Source organism: Campylobacter sp. RM10537 (assembly GCF_022369435.1).
In the GTDB taxonomy this organism is placed as follows: domain Bacteria; phylum Campylobacterota; class Campylobacteria; order Campylobacterales; family Campylobacteraceae; genus Campylobacter_D; species Campylobacter_D molothri.
Map to the genome: position 1 here is coordinate 185,117 of NZ_CP059597.1, position 18,061 is coordinate 203,177.

Below are 18,061 nucleotides of genomic sequence, written 5' to 3' on the forward strand. Positions count from 1 at the left end.
CTCCCCTTTTTTAAGGGGAGCATATGAAAGATTTACTTCAAAAAATTTGGAAAAATAAACTTCAATTTTTAGATTTCAATCTTAATTTTGCTGATAAAAATATTTTAGATGTATCAGAGCTTGCTATTATTTTAAGCATTAATCAGGAAAATTATGAAAGATATTTTCTTTTAAATGAATTTAAAATTATTTTTGAAAAAATTAATTTAAGAGTGGATATTTTTGGTGCCCAAAAGGCTCAAATTTGTGCAATTAATCTTTTTAAATCAGGATTGGTTAAAAAACAAGAATTATTAGATGCTTTGCAAATTTTACAAAAAATTTCAAATAATTATGAAATTTTTAATTTCATTGAAAAAACGGAAATTAAAATTATAGATAAAAAAGAACTTTTTTTAAAAAATTGCAATCAATTAGATGTAATTGCCTTAGAGCTTTGTAAATTAAGTTTTGATGAGAATGCAAAAATAAGACTTCATAAAAAAATAGATAAATTCAAAAAATTAGATTTTAATATTGCTGTTACTGGAATTATGAATTCAGGAAAATCTAGTTTTTTAAATGCTCTTTTAAAGCAAGAATTTTTAGGAGTATCAAATATTCCAGAAACAGCCAATTTAACTGTTATAAGTTATGGTGCAAATAAAGAAGCTATGATTTATTTTTGGAATAAAAATGAGTGGCAAAATATATTAAAAACTTCTAGTTTTAATAAAAAATTAAAAGCTTTTTTTGATCGTTTAGTTTTAGAGATTGATATCAATAAATATATAAAAGATGAAACTTTAAGTCAAAAAATTAATTTAGAAGATTTGAAAAAATTTAGTTCTGCTAAAAATAATATTTCAGCTTTGATTAAAAAAATAGAGATTAAAAGTGATTTAGAATTTTTAAAAAATAATATTTCTATTGTTGATACTCCTGGACTCGATGATGTCGTTATTCAAAGAGAAATTTTAACAAATGAATATTTAAAAGAGAGTGATTTTTTGATCCATCTTATGAATGCTTCACAAGCGCTAACACAAAAAGATATTGATTTTTTAACTCATTGTTTATTAAATTCACGTTTGAGCAAATTTTTAATTATTTTAACAAAAGCTGATTTGTTAAAAAAACAAGAACTTAATGAAGTTGAAAATTATATTAAAAAAATTCTCACAAATAAGCTTAAGGATAAAAATTTGGTTACAAAGATTGATTTTTTATCTATAAGTGCAAAAATGGCTAATGATTTTTATAAAAATCTTGTCAGTAAAGAAAGTTTTCAAAAAAGCGGAATGCAAGAATTTGAAAATTATTTATTTAATGAATTGTATTCTGGAAAAAAAAGTAAAATTGCTTTGGAGTCTTATAAAAAAGAATTGTTATTGGAGCTAGATCATCTCTTAAAAGAATACGAGTTACAAAATAAATTTATACAAGAAAAAGAACAAAATTTAGGTGAACAAAGCAAGCAATTTTTACTTGATATGCAAAATAAAAGAAAATCTTTACAAGAAACCAAAGAGGAAATTTTAAATTCTATTTTAGAACTTAAAAATTTAGAAAATGGAGTTGATAATCTTGTATTGTTATTAGCAAAAAAACTTAAAGATAGATTGGTTGATGAATTAAAATATTTTAAAAATAAATCTCAAAAAGTTGATATGCAGCGTATTTTAATGATTATAGATACGACAATTAAAGACGGTGTGAGTGATATTTTAAGAGAAGTTAAATTTAAAAATATGAAAAAAATTGAAGAATTAAAGCTCCATTTATCTTTAAAATACGATTTTTTAAAAGAAAATTTTAATGATGATTTTGAAAATTTTAAGGATAAGATTTCTAAAGATATAGAAAATATTTTTAATGATGAAAAAATTATATTTTTAAAACTTGAAATTGAAAATATTATCAATCAAAATATTAATTTATTTGATCTTGAAATTAAATTAACTCAGACTATCAATGCTATTTTTAAAAATTTTAATCTCGAAAATATTTTGCAAAGTCTTGATATTAATGGAGCATTTTTTCATTTTTTAGATAAAAAACTTCAAAATTATGAAGAAATTCAAAAAGAAAAGTTAAAAAATATTGAAGATTTAATGGGTAAAATCAATGATAAAAATACTAATATATTAACTTCTTTTGAAAATAATTTAGAAAATATCGCTAAATTGCAACAACTTAAAATGGATCTTTTGCATGCAAATTAATATTTTAAATGATTTTATAAATTCTTATAAAAAAGCTTATATTAATAATTATGACGATAGTTTTAGTGGAAAAATTAAAACAATATGTCAAAATCTTAATGAACCTTTTATGAATCTAAGTCCTGAATTAAGTAAAGAGTTACAAGAAATATCTTTTTCATTGGATAAAAATATCAATATAGCTATTATCGGGCAATTTTCTAGTGGTAAATCAAGTCTTTTAAATTTAATTTTAAAAAAAGAATGCCTACCTACAGGTTTTGTTCCTGTAACTTTTAAGCCAACTTTTTTACATTATGCAAAAGAATATTTTTTAAGAGTCGAATTTGAAGATGCTAGCGATCTTATTACAGATGTTGAAAATCTCGCTTTATATACAGATCAAAGAAATGAAATTAAAAAAGCTAAAAATTTGCATATTTTTGCTCCTATTCCTTTATTAAAAAAAATTACTCTTATTGATACTCCAGGTTTAAATGCAAATAAAAATGATACTTTAACCACTTTAAGTGAGTTAAAAAATATTCATGCGGCTATTTGGTTAAGCTTGATTGATAATGCTGGAAAAAAAAGTGAAGAAGAGGTGATTAGGGAAAATTTGGAAATTTTGGGCGATTATAGCATTTGTGTTTTAAATCAAAAAGATAAATTAAATCAACAAGAATTAGATAATATTTTAAATTATGTTAAAAAAAATTTTTCTCAATATTTTAAGGATATTATTGCTATATCTTGTAAAGAAGCTCAGTTTCAAGAAAGCTATAAACATTCTAATTTTGAATTTTTGATCCATTTTTTACAATCTATTGATGATAAAAAAGTCAAGGAAAAATTCGCAAAAAGAAAGATATTTAATTTATGCAAAATTTTAGATAATGAAAATAAACTTTTTTTAGATATTTTCGATCAACTTTTATTAAATTTTCAAACTTATGAAGAATATGCAAATTCTGTATTTGAAAGATTTTTAAATGAAATTGAAATTTTAAACCATCAAATTTTAAATCAACTAAAAAGTATTAGTGAAAAAATTTCAAGTGAAATTTTTAATTCTATTAAAGAAAAAGAAGCTTATTTTTATCAAAAATCGACAAAAATTTTAACAAAAAATTTATACGTAAAATATGCCTATAAAATACCTTATATTTCAACTGATGATACTTATTTATCGATGTTTTATCATTCAGAATCTATGAGTAAAGAATTTAAAAAAATTAAAAATGATATCTATCATTCTTTTAAGCAAATCAAAGATAATTTGGTTAATTTAGTAAATAATTTAGAAAATAAAATTTTATTTTTTAAGTCAGAATTTTCAAATATTCAAAAAGATAATATTTTTCAAAGCGATATAAATTTTAGCGAACTTAGAGTATTTTCAAATGCCAGTGAAGAATATTTTTTAAAAGATTTTAAGGAGCTTTTGTTTAAAAATTTATTAGAGCTTGATTTATTTTTTGAAAAACTTAATTTAAAAGCTTTTTCAAATTATGAAAATGCAACAAGACTCACCATTAGTTTTTTAAGTGATAAAATAAATCAAAGTCGTGTTCTTTATGAGCTTAATAGTTCTGAATTTACTTTATTTTATCCTCAAAAAAATGAAATTTACGAAAGAGTCTTAAAAGAACTTAATGTTTATGAATTTGAAAATTTATTGATTGATAAGCCAGTCATTATAAAAATAATCAAGGATTTTTTTAAAAATAATAAAATTTTAATTGAAAATAAAAAACACTTAATAGAGATAAAAAAAAGAGAGCTTGATAAAAGAAAAAGTCAGATTATTAAATCTTGTGAACTTTTAAAGGAATAAAAATGTTAAAAAGAATTCTAATTTTACTATCGATTTGTTATAGTTGTGTTTTTGCCATTAGTGATTTAGAAAAGGCTTTGCAGTTTTATGAAGAAAATAAATTTTCTAAAGCATATAATTTATTTGAAAAGCTTTGTAAAAAAGATAGTGCAAAATCATGTTTTTCTATGGCCTATATGTTAGAAAATGCTCAAGGAGTTCCAAGAGATCTTGGTGCTGCTTATAAACTTTATAATAAAGCATGCAATCTAGGTTTATCAGAATCTTGTTTTAATATGGGTCTTATTTTGAAAAATCAAGGCTATACTAACGAATCAATTTTAGCTTTTAATAAAGCGTGTAATTTAGGAGATGTGAAAAGTTGTAACAATATAGCTCTTTTTTATGAAAAAGATCAAGATGGAAAAATGGCAACTTATTTTTATAAAAAATCTTGCCAATTAAAAGATGCTCCAGCTTGTTATAAATTGGGTCTTTTGTATGAAAAAGGGGAATTAATAAAACAAAATATAAAAAATTCTTTATTTTTTTATTCTAAAGCTTGCAATTTGGGTTATGCTGAGTTATGTTATCTTCTTGGGCGTTATAATCAACTTGAAACAAAAGATTTGCAAAAAGCTAAAATTTATTTTGGCATGGCTTGTGATAAAAAACATAAAGAAGCTTGTGTTGCTTATAAAGAATTAAATTCTAAAGCTGTAGAAATTTATTAAAATTTTTATAGCATTTATCTTGAATTTCTGTTTTTTTATAATTCTAATTATTTTTTTGATTTAAAGTCTAGTTAATATTAATAAGAGTAACATAATTTTAATTGCGTATGTAAAGGAGAAACAAAATGCAAGATAATATTATAGATAGAAGAAGTTTCTTTAAATTAGGACTTCTGGGTGGCTCTGTTGTAGCTGCAAGTACTTTAGGTGGTGGCGCTGTATTAAAAGCAGCAGAGCTTACAGATTCTCCAAAATCTTTACAAACTAAATCAAATAAAATTAGAGGCAGAATATTTTTTCAAACTCAAACTGAATTTGATACTTTGAGTGCAGCTTGTGAAAGAATTTATCCTAAGGATAATCAAGGAGAAGGAGCTATTGGATTAGGCGTTCCTTATTTTATTGATAATCAATTAGCTTCAGCATATGGATATAATGATAGAGAATATATGCAAGGACCTTTTATGGATGGTAAAGAGGAGCAAGGATATCAAACTCCTATGAAACGTAAGGATATTTTTTTAGAGGGTGTTCATGCTTTAGAAACAAATGCTAAAAAACGTTATAAAAAATCTTTTTCTTCACTTAAAGGAAAAGAACAAGATGAAATTTTAAGAGATTTTGAAAAAGGTAAAATTCAGACCATAGGTTTTAAATCTTCCTATTTTTTTACTCTTTTAAGAGAAATGACAATTGCAGGGGTTTTAGCAGATCCAATTTATGGTGGAAATGATAATAAAAACGGTTGGAGAATGATGCAATATCCTGGAGCTCAAATGAGTTATATAGATAAAATTGCAAGTGATGAATTTTTTGATATAGAACCTGTAGGTTTAGCGGATATGGAGGATTAAAATGGCTGAAATATTAAAAAAGGTAGATGTAGTAACAGTGGGTGCAGGTTGGACAGGTGGTATTATAGCCGCAGAACTAACAAAGGCAGGACTTAATGTCCTTAGTTTAGAGCGCGGACATATGCAAAGTACTGAAAATTTTAATTTTATCCATGATGAATGGAGATATGGAATTAATTATGGTTTAATGCAAGATTGTTCCAAAGATACTGTTACTTTTAGAAATGATTTAAAAGAGTTAGCTTTGCCTTATAGAAAAATGGGTTCTTTTTTGCTTGGGAATAATGTTGGGGGTGCTGGAGTACATTGGAATGGCTGGACTTTTAGATTTATGCCTTATGATTTTGAAATTAAAAGTAGAAGTTTTAAACGATATGGAAATAAGTTAGGTGATGATTATACTTTGCAAGATTGGGGTTTGACTTATAAAGATATGGAACCTTATTATGATAAATTTGAAAAAACTTGTGGGATTTCTGGAGAGCCTAATCCACTTGCTGAAAAAATGGGTTCTTTTAGATCAAGTCCTTATCCTCAAAAACCTTTAGAAAATACAAAAATACTCAAACGTTTCGAAAGTACAGCAAAAGAGATGAATTTGCATCCATTTAGATTACCAGCAGCTAATTCAAGATCTGGTTATACTAATCCAGATGGCCAAGAATTAGCTCCTTGTGAATATTGTGCTTTCTGTGAAAGATACGGTTGTGAGTATGGAGCAAAAGCAAGCCCTATAACAACAGTTATTCCTAAAGCTATGAGTACAGGTAAATATACTATACGCACTTATAGTAATGCTACGCAAATTCTAAAAAAAGATGGCAAGGTAACAGGAGTAAAATTTGTAGATACTAGAACTATGAAAGAATATATTCAACCTGCTGATATAGTTGTGCTTACAAGCTATGTATTTAATAACGCTAAGCTTTTAATGGTGAGTGAAATAGGATCTCAGTATGATCCAAAAACAGGTAAAGGAACTTTAGGTAAAAATTATTGTTATCAAATGAATATGGGAACAACAGCCTTTTTTGAAGAACAATTTAATACTTTTATGGGATCAGGTGCATTAGGAACAACTTGTGATGATTTTATAGGAGATAATTTTGATCATTCTAGGGAAAAATTTTTACATGGAGCTATGATTTATAGTGTTCAATCAGGAAATCGTCCTATACAATCAGCTCCAGTTCCCCAAGGAACACCTTCTTGGGGTGCTGAATTTAAAAAAGCATTAAATTATAATTTTACAAGAAATATTTTTATAGGTGGGCAAGGTGCTTCTTTACCTCATAAAAATAATTATTTAAGTTTGGATCCAACTTATAAAGATGCTTTTGGGATGCCACTTTTACGCTTAACGTATAATTTTACAGATCAAGATAGAGCTTTGCATAAATTTATTACAGATAAAACAGCTCAAATAGCAAAAAGAATGAAGGGTGTGAAATCAATTAAAAAAGGTTCTTATCTTAAAAATTATAGCATTGTGCCTTATCAAACCACTCATAATACCGGAGGGACAACTATGGGGGCAAATCCTGAAATGAGTGTAGTAAATACTTACTTACAACATTGGGATGCGGATAACCTTTTTGTCGTAGGGGCTGGTAATTTCCAACATAATAGTGGCTATAATCCAACAGATACTGTAGGAGCTTTAGCTTATCGTTGTGCTGAAGGAATTTTAAAATATCATAAAAGTGGAAAAATTCTTGCTTGAAAGCTTTTGCTTTCAAGCTTATTAATATTTATAAATTTTGAAAAATTAAATTACTGCAAAACTTATAAAGCTAGGTTTTTAAGAGGCAATACTAAAATTAATATAATTATCTTGAGAGTTTTGTTGATAAGTTTTAGCTACAAAATTTTTAAAATCTTTATCAAAATTTGAATTTTTATCGTTGCTTTTTGAATCTTTATCTGTTTTTTCTAAGCTATTTTCTGAATTTTTTTCATCTTTTTCTTTATTTTCTTCTTCTTTTTCTTTGGCCTCTTCGGCTTTAAGTTTCATTGCTTCAGCTCTTGCTTCAAATTCCATTTTTGTGGCATTAGCTGCGACTTTATAATCTTGTGGGCTAGGATCAGCAGGAGCCATAGCTGCAGCTACAATTTGGCGTGCATTAGCTATAGTTTCTTCTGGGGTATTTCCCTTTTGCATACTGATAGGAACTTCACCAGCAGTAGCATACATTTGATTATCTGGTCCTCTAGTATAAGTAAAGCTTGCAGCTCCTGCTAGGCCACCACCAGCAGCTTGATGTGCAGCTTCATGTGCTTTTACGTTTCTATCTATATTTTGGAGTTCTCTAAGTTGCTGAATTTGTTTAGCGTCAAGTTCAACACCATTAACCATTTGTGTTTCTTGTTGGTTATTTTCATCTGATGAGATATCATTTTTATTGTTTGAATCTGCAAGATCATTATTTTTTAAATCTAAAAAATTGTTATTTTTTGAGTCATTAGAAGAATGATTGAAATGATAATATGAGCTAAAATTGAAGCCAATTTGCATTTATTCTCCTAAAATTTTATATTAGTAAAGAATTTTATCTATTTTATCTTAAAAATTTGATAATTTTTGTACAATATTTTATGATTTTAGTTAAATATTCTTAAGGTGTAATGATGATTTATAAAAATGATTTAATTTATATAGAAAAAGAACAATCACAAATACCTTGGATTAAAATTTTTACTCAATATCCTTACAAGGAACTAAGTGATTGTCCTAGTGATTTACAAAGAGAACTTTTTGATAAAATTTTACTTTGTGAAAAAGCTATGATTGAATTTTATAAGCCAGAAAAAATCAATATAGCCTCATTTGCAAACTATATGCCAAGAGTTCATTTTCATATAATGGCTCGTTTTAAAGATGATGCTTATTTTCCAGAATGCATGTGGGGAAAACAACAAAGAGAAATGAAAGATTTAAAACTACCAAATTTTAATGATTTTGTGAAATTTTTACTCAATATTTTAAAATGATATTAATTATTGATTATTGTTTCTTTTATACAATTTTTTGACCCAAATTATTATAAAGGAAAAAAATGAAAAAAATTTTATTAAGCTCTTTAGTTGCTGCATCTTTCTTGAGTGCAAGTTTATTTGCACAAGAATATTCTTTAGATAAAGCTCATACCGATATTGGTTTTAAGATTAAACATCTACAAATCAGCAATGTAAAGGGAAATTTTAAAGATTATAGTGCAGTTATAGATTTTGATCCTAAAACTTATGAATTTAAAAAACTTGAAGCTGTAATCAAAGTAGCCTCTGTTAATACTGATAACCAAACTAGAGATAATCATTTAAGACAAGATGATTTTTTTAAAGCAAAAAAATACCCTGATATGACATTTGTAATGAAAAAATATGAAAAAATTAATAAAGAAAAAGGAAAAATGACAGGTATCTTAACCATAGCTGGAGTTTCAAAAGAAGTGGTTTTAGATACTGAAATAGGCGGTATGGCTAAAGGAAAAGATGGCAAAGAAAAAATAGGTTTTTCTTTAAATGGAAAAATTAAACGTTCTGAATTTAAATTCGGTGCTGGAACTTCTACACTTACTTTAGGTGATGATATCACTTTAAGCATTGATGCTGAAGCAAATGAAAAGTAATACTAATCTAAGAGAGCTTTTCTCTTAGACTTTCTAAGATATAAGATAAACTTTTATCCTTATTTTCTTCCCATATAAGTTTAAATTCTGGTTTAAAACTTTCATTTTCTAGTTTTAATTCTGTATTTTTTAAAGTAGATTCTAGAAAAGCAAGGTGATTTAATGCGGTATTTTTGTCATCAAAAATTAAAATAAAATCATTATTTTGTATAAAAATTTTTATCTTAAAGCGTTTTAAAATCTTAGCAATTTGTTTTAAAATAAGCTTGACATAAGATTCTTGAGTATATTGCAATTCATGAAAATGAAGCAAGGCGATGATGTAGTGATCTTTTCCTTTAAGATAATGCATTAATTTTTTTTCATTAGGCAATTTTGTCAAGGTATCAAAAAATAAATTTTGATATATTTGATACAAAATAACAAAGCAAAAAATCAAACTAGCAAATTCAAAGTATTTAACACCACAAAAAATATCAAATAAAAATTGTAAATTTGCTCCAACAAAGGCTAATAAAAGATAATATTCTTTTCTTTTAAAGCTTTGTATGATCAAGATAAAACCACAAAGGATAAAAAATAAAAAAGCAAGTTCGTTAATGGGTTTAAGTAAGGTAAAATTTAAATGAAAGTCCAAATTGCTAGCATTGAAATTAGTATTATTTGGAAGGATGAAACCTAAAATCGCTATAAAAATGATGATTAAAACAGAGCTAAGATTATTTTTTTCTAAAATTTTATTGGATATTTTTTTTACTCCAAGTAAAACAAAAATCAAAGGCAAAAATAAAGAAACAAACAAGTGAGCTTGAAATATACTATTGAAAAAATAAGGCAAATGAAAGATGAGTAAAGAAAGAGTGATAAAAAATATACGCGTATTTTTAAAATAAAAAGCTAAAAATAATGCCAAAAATTCAAAAATCAAACTAAAATAACTTAAAAAATCTAAAAAAAACATCAATCAACCTTAAATAATAAAAATTGAGAATTTTATATAAAAAAACTTAAAAATTAGTCTTTGTTAAATTTTGAGATTTCCTCTTGGATTTGTTGCTCCATGTGAAGGAGTTCTTCGTAGTCTTTTTTCTGCTTTTCTAAAAGTTCATCAAATTTAAATCCTAGCATGACAATACGATATAAATTAGGCTTATATTTTCTCCAGTTATATAGTGTGCTTACATCAACATCAATTTCATACGCCATGTCGCGTTTGCTTTTTTTGATCATCTAATTCCTATTAAAATTTTTAAAATTCTACATTAGTTTTTCTTTATTAAAAACATTTGAAATATTCAATTATTTATTATAAAAATATTTAATATTTCAATATTAATTAAGTTTTAATGTGGAATAATTCCAAAGTTTTATTTATTTTTAAGGAGTTTAGTTTATGGATTTTAGCAATGTTCTTTTTTCTGTGCAGGATAAATTGCCAAAAGATGGTATATCTGCTATGACTTTAAAAGAAAAATTTGAAAGCTTAAGTGAAAGCAAACAACAAGAAGTTGTAAGCAATCTTCCTATGCTTGGGCTAAAAAGTCCAGCTTTAGTCTTTTGGGTAGGGACTTTTTTATTTGGTGTTTTTGGAGTAGGACGTTTTATGATAGGCGATATAGCACTAGGATGTGTTCGTTTAGGACTCTTCTTAGCTTGGATTATTTTTGCAATACTAGGTGTAGTAATAAGCCCAATATTTTCAATTTTATGCATATTTATTAGTTATTTGGCTATACCGATTTGGCAAATAGTGGATATGTTTTTAGTGGGTAAAAAACTTCGTAAGAAAAATTTTAAAAAGATCTTAAATCTTATGCAATGATTATTTTAGCTGTAAATTTATAAAATGGAGATGAAAATGAGTAAAAAATATGCACCTTTTGAAACAGAACCCACTTTGCTTTATGGCAAAGATACTTTTAAAATCGTTGCAGGAAAAACATATACAAATAAAGATGAAAAATTTTGCATAGGCTTAAAATCAAATGGTTTTCCAACCAATTCTTATCTTATATTTCCACCACAATTTAATTTAAATTTATTACAAATTCTTTTAGGGGAAAGCGATTCTAGGGATGATGAAATCATGAAATTTATTAAAATCATAAAGGAGGAGAATGAAAAAAAATAACATAGTTTGCAAAATATTTTTATTAGGCTTTTTGATAAATTTAGCCTTTGCAGATATTGGAAGTGAAGCCTTTGTAAAGTCTTATACGGCAAGTTGTGAGGTGCAATCAGGAAATAAAGATTTTTGTTTTTGCATGGCAAATGAAGTGTTAAATTCTTTAAATGACAAAGAAAGATTGCTTTTAAATGCTTCGTCTATCACACCAGATATTTCTCAAGATTTTCAAAAATTACAAATGAAAATAATACAGCTAAGTGCAGATGAAGAGTTATTAAAATATTGTTTAGGTGAATAAAAAGGAGAAAAAATGAAATACTTGAATGTAAAATTTATATTTGTTGGAATTTTAACAATACTTTTGGGTGCTTGTAAAGGTGATATTCCAAAGTGTGGTGATAAGGATGTGCAAAATGTATTATCGGATATTCTTTTAGAACATACTTTTTCTAGTTTTTCTGAAGTGGATCGCAAAAAATTAAAATTTACTTATGGTGGCTTCATGAGTGATTTAACCGATAAAGAGAGCAAAACGCAGTATTGTAAAGCTCAGGTAAAAGTAAGTGGAGTTGTTAATTCTCGTCCATACAAATGGGATAATTGGATCAATTATTCTGCTAGATATACTGATGATGGTATGGTTTATGTTGAAATTACCAGATAAGATATCTAATATACTTGAGAGATTATATGGATTATAATGTGTTTCTTTTGAATCTTCAAAATAAAGTCAATAAAGAAGATTTCTTTAATTTAACTATGAAATTTAATAATATGGATGAAGCTAAACGATCAAAGATTGAGCAAAATATTTATCATTTGCAACTTTGCGATACTCTTACTCCAATGATTGCTAGTATTATAGCAGGATGTTTATGTTGTGGTTTTTTGGCTTTAGATCGATTTTTGATTAAAGATTTCATGATAGGTATTATAAGATTGATATTTTCATTATTTATACCATTGTGCTTTTTTTGCTTGGCTTGTTATTGTGAAGATATTAATGAACAAGATATAGCAGATGTTTTGTGGTTTTTATGTGGAATATCAGTCTTTTTTGCTATTATTTGGTGGGCAGCTGATTTATTTTTTGTTTATAAGAAAGTGCAAAAAAATAATTTCAATCAAATTAATACATTCTTAAATAATTTTTAGAGCAATAAAACATTGCTCTAAATTCCAATCAAACTAAAATCAAGCTTTTTTTGCTACAATTTCTCAAAATTTTTTATAAGTAAAAATCTAAGGAATCTTTATGGTTGAAGTAAGAAATCTTACCATGCGTTTTGCAAATCAACTTTTATTTGAAAATGTCAATTTAAAACTCGTTCGCGGACAAAGATATGGACTTATAGGCGCTAATGGTGCTGGAAAATCAACTTTTTTAAAAATTCTTTCAGGTGAAATAGAATCAAGTAGTGGCGAAGTCGTTTTTGATGAGGGCTTAAGGATCGCAGTTTTAGGGCAAGATCAATTTGCTTTTGAAAACTACACTATTAAAGATGCGGTTATGTGTGCCAATAAAAGATTATATGAGGCTCTAAAAGAAAAAGAAAAGCTTTATATGAGTGAAGAATTTACCGATGAAATCAATGAACGTTTAAGCGAACTTGAGATGATAACTGCTGAAGAAGATCCAAACTATGATTGTGAAACGCGTTGTGAAAAAATTTTAAGTTCTTTAAAAATCAAAGATTTTGATGCTTTGATGAGTACTTTACAAAGTGCGGATAAATTTAAAGTTTTACTTGCGCAAGTTTTGTTTTTAGGTGCAGATGTGCTTTTTTTAGATGAGCCTACAAACAACCTTGATTTAGAGGCAATTTCTTGGCTTGAAAATGAACTTTTAAGACACGAGGGAACTTTGGTTGTCATCTCTCACGATAGGCATTTTCTTAATAAAATTTGCACGAGAATTTTAGATGTTGATTTTAAACAAATTAGGGATTTTGCCGGAAATTACGATGATTGGTATATGGCTTCGACGCTTTTAGCAAAACAAGCTGAGCTTAAACGTGATAAAACTTTAAAAGAAAGAGAAGAATTAGAAAATTTCATCCGTCGTTTTAGCGCAAATGCGTCTAAGGCAAAGCAAGCTACAAGTAGGGCTAAAGCACTTGAAAAATTAGAGCTTGAAGAGATTAAAATTTCAAGTCGCAGGGATCCTAGTATCGTTTTTCGCTTGGGAAGAGAGATTGGTAATGAAGTTTTAGAGCTTAAAGGTATTAGCAAAGCTTATGAACATAGTTTGTTTTCAAATTTGGAACTTAAGATAGAAAAAAATGATAAAATTGCTTTAATTGGAGCAAATGGTGTGGGCAAATCAACTTTAGTAAAAATTATTGCAAATGCCATTACTCCAGATGAAGGCAATTTACATTTAGGTGCAACTATAGAGCTTAGATATTTTCCACAGGATACAAGTAATATTATCAATGAAAATTTAAAGCTTTATGAATGGCTTATGAGCGAAAAATTTAAAGATTTAGATGAGATTAGAAAGTGCTTAGGAAGGATGCTTTTTAGTGGAAGCGATCAAGAAAAAATAGCTGCAAATTTAAGCGGAGGTGAAAAACATCGCTTGATGCTTTCTCGTCTTATGCTAGAGCGTCCAAATTTTTTACTTTTAGATGAACCTGATAACCATCTTGATCTTGAAAGCATTATTGCTTTGGGAGAAGCTTTGTATAATTTTCAAGGCGTGGTGCTTTGTGTGAGTCATGATAGAGAACTTATTGGATCTTTTGCAAATCGCATTTGGGAACTAAAAGATGGAAAACTTTTGGATTTCAGGGGAAATTATGAAGAATTTTTAGGAGAAAATAATGGCTAAATTTAGAATTCAATACAGTGCAGGTTTTGGGCACTTTACTCAAAATCATAAGGGTTTTGGTCCAACCATTTACATAGAAGAAGTTGTAGAATTTGACAATGGGAAAGATTATTTTGATTATATTGATTTTTATAAGACTTATTCTAAACCCGACGATACTTATTTTCATATCAGTTTTTTAGAAGATAGACCTTTAAGCGATAAGGAAATTACTATACGCAATGAATATCGAAAAATGCGTGATGAAAACTGCAAAAAAGCTAAAGAAAATTTCATAGCAAATCGTGAAATTGATATGGAATATATACCAACTCATCACGATTGATTTTTAAAAGGAACGATTTTTGCTTGTATAATTTTTGCATATTTTGAAAGGAGAAAGTTATGCAAGTAGGTTATAAAACCATAAGCTCATATGAATATGATGCTATCAGTGGTCAATATAAAAAAGTCGATAAAGAAGTCGAGGATTATTCTTCTAATTCTGATTTCACAAGTCTTTTAGATAGATTAGGCGAGAATGAGAATTCGCAGAATTTAGATTCTAAAATTAATAATGAGAATTTAAATTCAAATCATTCTTTAAGCACATATGCACAAAATTCAAATGTGTATGCTTATCGCTTTAGGCAAAATGAAGGAGAGCTTTCTTTAAGATCTCAAAGTGCAAGTGTACATAATGATCTTGTAAATCAGAATGAACAAAAGAATAGTAGTCTTTTAAATGATTTGCTAAATGCAATTTGATTAAAGCTCCATTAAGGGGCTTTATTGTCTTTGTATTTCCAAAGGTGTAAAATTTTTACAAAATATTTCAAATTTTTCTTTTTCATTAGCATTAACATAAAAACTTAAAATAACTCTTTCATTTATAAAATTACGTTGAAATTTTAAAGTGTTTGAATTTAAAAAATATTCCAAACGTCCAAGATTTTTTATATTGATAGCAATTTCAATTTTTTCTTTAATTTCAAAAGGTATTAAAGTTGCATGAAAAATAACTTCATTAACCGCATCGCTATAGGCTTTTACAAGCCCTCCTGTTCCAAGTTTTATTCCCCCAAAATATCTTACTACAATAACAGCTGTATTGATCAGATTAAAACCTCTTAAAACATTTAAAGAAGGCATTCCAGAAGTTCCCTTAGGTTCTCCATCATCGCTTTTATCTTCTACAATTTGATTAAAATTATTTAAATATCTATAAGCATAAACAAAATGTACGGCTTTTGGGTGTTTTTGTTTTAAATCGCTTAAAAGCGTTTTAAAATGTTCATAAGGGCAAAGAAAGGCTAAAAAGGTTGATTTTTTGATTTCAATACTATTTGTATAAATTTGAGTAATAATCTGCATTTTAACCTTAAATAAAATCGAAAATTTATGATTTATATCTTGATTAAAATGAATAATATCAGCTTTAAGCTAAATTTATAATTTAAGATTAATTTGTTAGAATTAATTTTATGAAAAAAATTAAAAAAACACATTTTATTATTTTGTTGATCTTTGATTTTTTAGCCCTTTTGTATGGAATTTCTACTTTAAGTATTGGTAGTGATGAGGCTGAAATTTATTTTGGAGAAAGGAATTCTCTTTTATTTTTTTCCCATGATTTACTTTATTATATCACTCATTTTGGGACTTTTATTTTAGGAAACAATGATTTTGGCTTAAGATTTCCTATTTTATTTTTTCATTTTTTAAGTTGTTTTCTACTTTATAAATTAGCACAAAAATATACAAAAACGCCTTTAGATACTTTTCTTTCGCTTTTGCTTTTTATTTTGCTTCCAGGGACTGTTGCGAGTGCTTTATTGGTTAATGAGGCCGCTATAGTCATTTTTTTAACATTGGCAATACTTTGTGCTTATGAGTATGAAAAAAAATGGCTTTTCTATCTTCTTTTGATTTTGTCTTTATGTGTAGATAAATCATTTAATATTTTATTTTTAACCTTTTTCTTTTTTGGAATTTATAAAAAAGATGTTCTTTTATTGAATTTATCTTTAATACTTTTTGGGATCAATATCAGTTTTTATGGTTTTGATATAAGCGGGCGTCCACGTGGATATTTTTTAGATACCTTAGGAATTTTCTCCGCTTGTTTTTCTCCGCTTGTTTTTATTTATTTTTTTTATGTTATTTATCGTTTAATGTTTAGAGAGAAAAAAAATTTGCTTTGGTTTTTGATGAGTATTACTTTTATATTTTGTTCTTTGCTTTCCTTGAGGCAAAAGCTTTACTTGGAAGATTTTCTCCCTTTTTGTGTTATTTGCACCCCTTTGATGGTAAAAACTCTTATGGAAAGCTATCGAGTAAGATTACCTATATTTAGATTAAAATATAAGATTTTTATAGAATGTACAGCAATTTTTTTACTATTTTGCTATTTTGTTATTATAGGAAATCAATTTCTATATTATATAGTTTCAAATCCTAAAAGAAATTTTGCAAATAATTACCATTTTGCTAAAGAATTAAGTCAAGAATTAAAAAAACAAAATATTTTCGCAATAAGAGTTTCTGATTCTTTGCAAAAAAGATTGAGATTTTATGGAATTAAAGATAGCAATATCTTTTATTTAAGTGCTATAAAAAATGATAAAGAAAATAATGAAAATCAAAAAATAATCAAAGTAAAGTTAGGTAAATTTGAAAAAAAATATCAAATTAAAAGCTTTAAATAAAGCTTTTACTCTTTTAGAACTTGTTTTGGTTATTTTTATTTTAGGTATTATTATTTCTATAGCTAAAATTAATATAAAGCAAGATAGACTGATTTTAGGTGCAAAGCAAATTCTTAATGATATAAACTATCTTAGAAATTTAGCTATGATGCAAGAAAGCTTTAGAAACTCAGATTTAGCAGTAGCTAAAAGAGAATGGTATAAAAGCAGATGGCAACTTTATTTTATTAAATCTGCAGCGACTGATTATGAGCAAACTTATACTATTTTTTTGGATAAAAATGGCGATGGAAATGCAAATTTAGGTAAAACAGATATTAATATTGATAGAGAAATTGCTATAGATATTTTAAATCCTAAAAAATTAATGAATTCAGGTCAAAGCGGAGTAATTGATAAGAATGATGAAAAAGTAACCAAAAGATTTAATATTTTCAAAACTTTTGATATAGAAAAAGTTGAATTTAAGGGCTCTTGTAGTGGCTCTACAAGAATTGTTTTTGATGAGATGGGAAGATTATACTCTCCTCTTAAAAATTCCAAAAGCCCTTATGATAAAAATTTAGCTAAAAGTGGTAAAAATTGTATCATTCGCTTAACATCTAAATATAAGCGTCAAATTTGTATAGTGATAGATTCTTTAAGTGGATATACTTATATTCCTAAATTTAGTAATTTTAATAATCAATTGCTTATTTACAATGAAAAAACAATTGAGTGTTCTAAAATTTAAATAAAAATATTTATTGCTAATTATTTCGTTCCACTTATCCAAAGTGGAACACTTCTTGCTTATATTATTTTAAGATATTTAGATTGAAGGCAAAAAAATCTAAATTAAGGAATTAATATGAGTATCTTTAGTATCAATGATAACTCAAACTATAATTCTATACTTTCACAAGCAAAAGCTAATAAAGAAAGTAAAGAAAATTCTAAAATAAGTTTTGCTAATGCTTTTTAAAACAAAATGCTAGTAAGTTAAATGAAATTCAAAGTGCAAATTCACAAACTTTAATAAGAAGTGAAGTATTAAATTCTACTAATACAACAAATACTAGCAATAATACTAATTTTAGTATAAGTAGTAAGACAAGTTCTCCTAATTATAATATATCAAGTGAATTTAAAAACTCTATTTATACTCTAAAATATAAACAAGCAGATATAAGTAATAATACAGCCTATGGTTATAGT

The 18,061-nt window shown here is 26.5% G+C and carries 21 protein-coding genes; 17 read left to right on the forward strand and 4 right to left on the reverse strand.

The genetic code is table 11. The features are described from left to right. The first annotated feature begins 23 nt into the window (after positions 1 to 23). From CMOL_RS00930 to CMOL_RS00950, 5 genes are all read left to right on the forward strand, one after another. Positions 24 to 2,204 (forward strand): dynamin family protein, encoded by a 2,181-nt coding sequence (locus tag CMOL_RS00930; RefSeq protein ID WP_239820397.1) that lies wholly within the window; start codon positions 24 to 26, stop codon positions 2,202 to 2,204. Beyond that, on the forward strand, positions 2,194 to 4,020 hold the full coding sequence (locus CMOL_RS00935) for a dynamin family protein (protein WP_239820398.1): 1,827 nt from the start codon (positions 2,194 to 2,196) through the stop codon (positions 4,018 to 4,020). Before CMOL_RS00930 ends, CMOL_RS00935 begins: the two co-directional genes overlap by 11 nt. A 2-nt stretch (positions 4,021 to 4,022) precedes the next feature. After that, positions 4,023 to 4,733, forward strand: coding sequence for a tetratricopeptide repeat protein (locus tag CMOL_RS00940; RefSeq protein ID WP_239820399.1), 711 nt, complete (start codon positions 4,023 to 4,025; stop codon positions 4,731 to 4,733). A 125-nt stretch (positions 4,734 to 4,858) separates the two neighbouring features. Then, a complete protein-coding gene (locus CMOL_RS00945; RefSeq protein ID WP_239820400.1) occupies positions 4,859 to 5,587 on the forward strand; it encodes a gluconate 2-dehydrogenase subunit 3 family protein in 729 nt (242 codons plus the stop codon). Position 5,588: 1 nt separating this feature from the next. Next, positions 5,589 to 7,310 (forward strand): GMC family oxidoreductase, encoded by a 1,722-nt coding sequence (locus CMOL_RS00950; RefSeq protein ID WP_200283523.1) that lies wholly within the window; start codon positions 5,589 to 5,591, stop codon positions 7,308 to 7,310. A 78-nt stretch (positions 7,311 to 7,388) separates the two neighbouring features. Here the strand turns inward: CMOL_RS00950 and CMOL_RS00955 are convergent, their stop codons facing one another. Continuing rightward, a complete protein-coding gene (locus CMOL_RS00955; RefSeq protein WP_239820401.1) occupies positions 7,389 to 8,102 on the reverse strand; it encodes a putative metalloprotease CJM1_0395 family protein in 714 nt (237 codons plus the stop codon). 113 nt (positions 8,103 to 8,215) lie between these two features. Between CMOL_RS00955 and CMOL_RS00960 the strand changes: the two genes are divergently transcribed. Next, positions 8,216 to 8,578, forward strand: a complete 363-nt coding sequence (locus CMOL_RS00960) for an HIT family protein (protein ID WP_239820402.1) — start codon at positions 8,216 to 8,218, stop codon at positions 8,576 to 8,578. Between the two features lie 65 nt (positions 8,579 to 8,643). Further along, positions 8,644 to 9,216 (forward strand): YceI family protein, encoded by a 573-nt coding sequence (locus tag CMOL_RS00965; protein WP_200283529.1) that lies wholly within the window; start codon positions 8,644 to 8,646, stop codon positions 9,214 to 9,216. 7 nt (positions 9,217 to 9,223) lie between these two features. On the opposite strand, the gene CMOL_RS00970 is transcribed toward CMOL_RS00965, so the two are convergent. Further along, a complete protein-coding gene (locus CMOL_RS00970) occupies positions 9,224 to 10,177 on the reverse strand; it encodes a hypothetical protein (protein ID WP_200283531.1) in 954 nt (317 codons plus the stop codon). Between the two features lie 53 nt (positions 10,178 to 10,230). Next, positions 10,231 to 10,446 (reverse strand): transcriptional regulator, encoded by a 216-nt coding sequence (locus tag CMOL_RS00975; RefSeq protein ID WP_239820403.1) that lies wholly within the window; start codon positions 10,444 to 10,446, stop codon positions 10,231 to 10,233. 163 nt (positions 10,447 to 10,609) lie between these two features. Between CMOL_RS00975 and CMOL_RS00980 the strand changes: the two genes are divergently transcribed. The 8 genes from CMOL_RS00980 (at position 10,610) to CMOL_RS01015 (ending at position 14,924) form a co-directional block, all read left to right on the forward strand. Then, on the forward strand, positions 10,610 to 11,038 hold the full coding sequence (locus tag CMOL_RS00980; RefSeq protein ID WP_239820404.1) for a hypothetical protein: 429 nt from the start codon (positions 10,610 to 10,612) through the stop codon (positions 11,036 to 11,038). Positions 11,039 to 11,074: 36 nt separating this feature from the next. Next, positions 11,075 to 11,347: a hypothetical protein gene (locus tag CMOL_RS00985; RefSeq protein ID WP_239820405.1), complete on the forward strand. Its 273-nt coding sequence runs from the start codon at positions 11,075 to 11,077 to the stop codon at positions 11,345 to 11,347. After that, a complete protein-coding gene (locus CMOL_RS00990; RefSeq protein ID WP_200283540.1) occupies positions 11,334 to 11,642 on the forward strand; it encodes a hypothetical protein in 309 nt (102 codons plus the stop codon). The genes CMOL_RS00985 and CMOL_RS00990 overlap by 14 nt, the downstream gene beginning before the upstream one ends. Positions 11,643 to 11,654: 12 nt before the next feature. Continuing rightward, positions 11,655 to 12,008: a hypothetical protein gene (locus tag CMOL_RS00995; RefSeq protein ID WP_200283542.1), complete on the forward strand. Its 354-nt coding sequence runs from the start codon at positions 11,655 to 11,657 to the stop codon at positions 12,006 to 12,008. A gap of 38 nt (positions 12,009 to 12,046) precedes the next feature. Continuing rightward, positions 12,047 to 12,499, forward strand: coding sequence for a hypothetical protein (locus tag CMOL_RS01000; RefSeq protein WP_239820406.1), 453 nt, complete (start codon positions 12,047 to 12,049; stop codon positions 12,497 to 12,499). A gap of 100 nt (positions 12,500 to 12,599) precedes the next feature. After that, positions 12,600 to 14,177 carry an ABC-F family ATP-binding cassette domain-containing protein gene (locus tag CMOL_RS01005; RefSeq protein WP_239820407.1) on the forward strand — a complete coding sequence of 526 codons (1,578 nt, stop codon included), beginning with the start codon at positions 12,600 to 12,602 and terminating at the stop codon, positions 14,175 to 14,177. After that, positions 14,167 to 14,502, forward strand: a complete 336-nt coding sequence (locus tag CMOL_RS01010; protein ID WP_200283563.1) for a hypothetical protein — start codon at positions 14,167 to 14,169, stop codon at positions 14,500 to 14,502. The genes CMOL_RS01005 and CMOL_RS01010 overlap by 11 nt, the downstream gene beginning before the upstream one ends. Before the next feature lie 59 nt (positions 14,503 to 14,561). Further along, positions 14,562 to 14,924: a hypothetical protein gene (locus CMOL_RS01015; RefSeq protein ID WP_200283551.1), complete on the forward strand. Its 363-nt coding sequence runs from the start codon at positions 14,562 to 14,564 to the stop codon at positions 14,922 to 14,924. Between the two features lie 21 nt (positions 14,925 to 14,945). Here the strand turns inward: CMOL_RS01015 and CMOL_RS01020 are convergent, their stop codons facing one another. Then, positions 14,946 to 15,530, reverse strand: coding sequence for an IMPACT family protein (locus CMOL_RS01020; RefSeq protein WP_239820408.1), 585 nt, complete (start codon positions 15,528 to 15,530; stop codon positions 14,946 to 14,948). A gap of 110 nt (positions 15,531 to 15,640) precedes the next feature. On the opposite strand from CMOL_RS01020, the gene CMOL_RS01025 reads away from it, so the two are divergent. Together CMOL_RS01025 and CMOL_RS01030 are read left to right on the forward strand one after the other, a co-directional pair. Then, positions 15,641 to 16,864: a glycosyltransferase family 39 protein gene (locus tag CMOL_RS01025; protein ID WP_200283557.1), complete on the forward strand. Its 1,224-nt coding sequence runs from the start codon at positions 15,641 to 15,643 to the stop codon at positions 16,862 to 16,864. Continuing rightward, a complete protein-coding gene (locus CMOL_RS01030; RefSeq protein ID WP_200283560.1) occupies positions 16,830 to 17,597 on the forward strand; it encodes a prepilin-type N-terminal cleavage/methylation domain-containing protein in 768 nt (255 codons plus the stop codon). Before CMOL_RS01025 ends, CMOL_RS01030 begins: the two co-directional genes overlap by 35 nt. The last annotated feature ends 464 nt before the right edge of the window (positions 17,598 to 18,061 follow it).

Coding starts and splice junctions, on each gene's coding strand:
- CMOL_RS01005 (WP_239820407.1), top strand. CDS start 12,600: ATGGTTGAAGTAAGAAATCTTACCATGCGTTTTGCAAATCAACTTTTA.
- CMOL_RS00960 (WP_239820402.1), top strand. CDS start 8,216: ATGATTTATAAAAATGATTTAATTTATATAGAAAAAGAACAATCACAA.
- CMOL_RS00945 (WP_239820400.1), top strand. CDS start 4,859: ATGCAAGATAATATTATAGATAGAAGAAGTTTCTTTAAATTAGGACTT.
- CMOL_RS01025 (WP_200283557.1), top strand. CDS start 15,641: ATGAAAAAAATTAAAAAAACACATTTTATTATTTTGTTGATCTTTGAT.
- CMOL_RS00990 (WP_200283540.1), top strand. CDS start 11,334: ATGAAAAAAAATAACATAGTTTGCAAAATATTTTTATTAGGCTTTTTG.
- CMOL_RS00995 (WP_200283542.1), top strand. CDS start 11,655: ATGAAATACTTGAATGTAAAATTTATATTTGTTGGAATTTTAACAATA.
- CMOL_RS00985 (WP_239820405.1), top strand. CDS start 11,075: ATGAGTAAAAAATATGCACCTTTTGAAACAGAACCCACTTTGCTTTAT.
- CMOL_RS00980 (WP_239820404.1), top strand. CDS start 10,610: ATGGATTTTAGCAATGTTCTTTTTTCTGTGCAGGATAAATTGCCAAAA.
- CMOL_RS00955 (WP_239820401.1), bottom strand. CDS start 8,102: ATGCAAATTGGCTTCAATTTTAGCTCATATTATCATTTCAATCATTCT.
- CMOL_RS00965 (WP_200283529.1), top strand. CDS start 8,644: ATGAAAAAAATTTTATTAAGCTCTTTAGTTGCTGCATCTTTCTTGAGT.
- CMOL_RS00975 (WP_239820403.1), bottom strand. CDS start 10,446: ATGATCAAAAAAAGCAAACGCGACATGGCGTATGAAATTGATGTTGAT.
- CMOL_RS00950 (WP_200283523.1), top strand. CDS start 5,589: ATGGCTGAAATATTAAAAAAGGTAGATGTAGTAACAGTGGGTGCAGGT.
- CMOL_RS00970 (WP_200283531.1), bottom strand. CDS start 10,177: ATGTTTTTTTTAGATTTTTTAAGTTATTTTAGTTTGATTTTTGAATTT.
- CMOL_RS00935 (WP_239820398.1), top strand. CDS start 2,194: ATGCAAATTAATATTTTAAATGATTTTATAAATTCTTATAAAAAAGCT.
- CMOL_RS01015 (WP_200283551.1), top strand. CDS start 14,562: ATGCAAGTAGGTTATAAAACCATAAGCTCATATGAATATGATGCTATC.
- CMOL_RS00940 (WP_239820399.1), top strand. CDS start 4,023: ATGTTAAAAAGAATTCTAATTTTACTATCGATTTGTTATAGTTGTGTT.
- CMOL_RS01020 (WP_239820408.1), bottom strand. CDS start 15,530: ATGCAGATTATTACTCAAATTTATACAAATAGTATTGAAATCAAAAAA.
- CMOL_RS00930 (WP_239820397.1), top strand. CDS start 24: ATGAAAGATTTACTTCAAAAAATTTGGAAAAATAAACTTCAATTTTTA.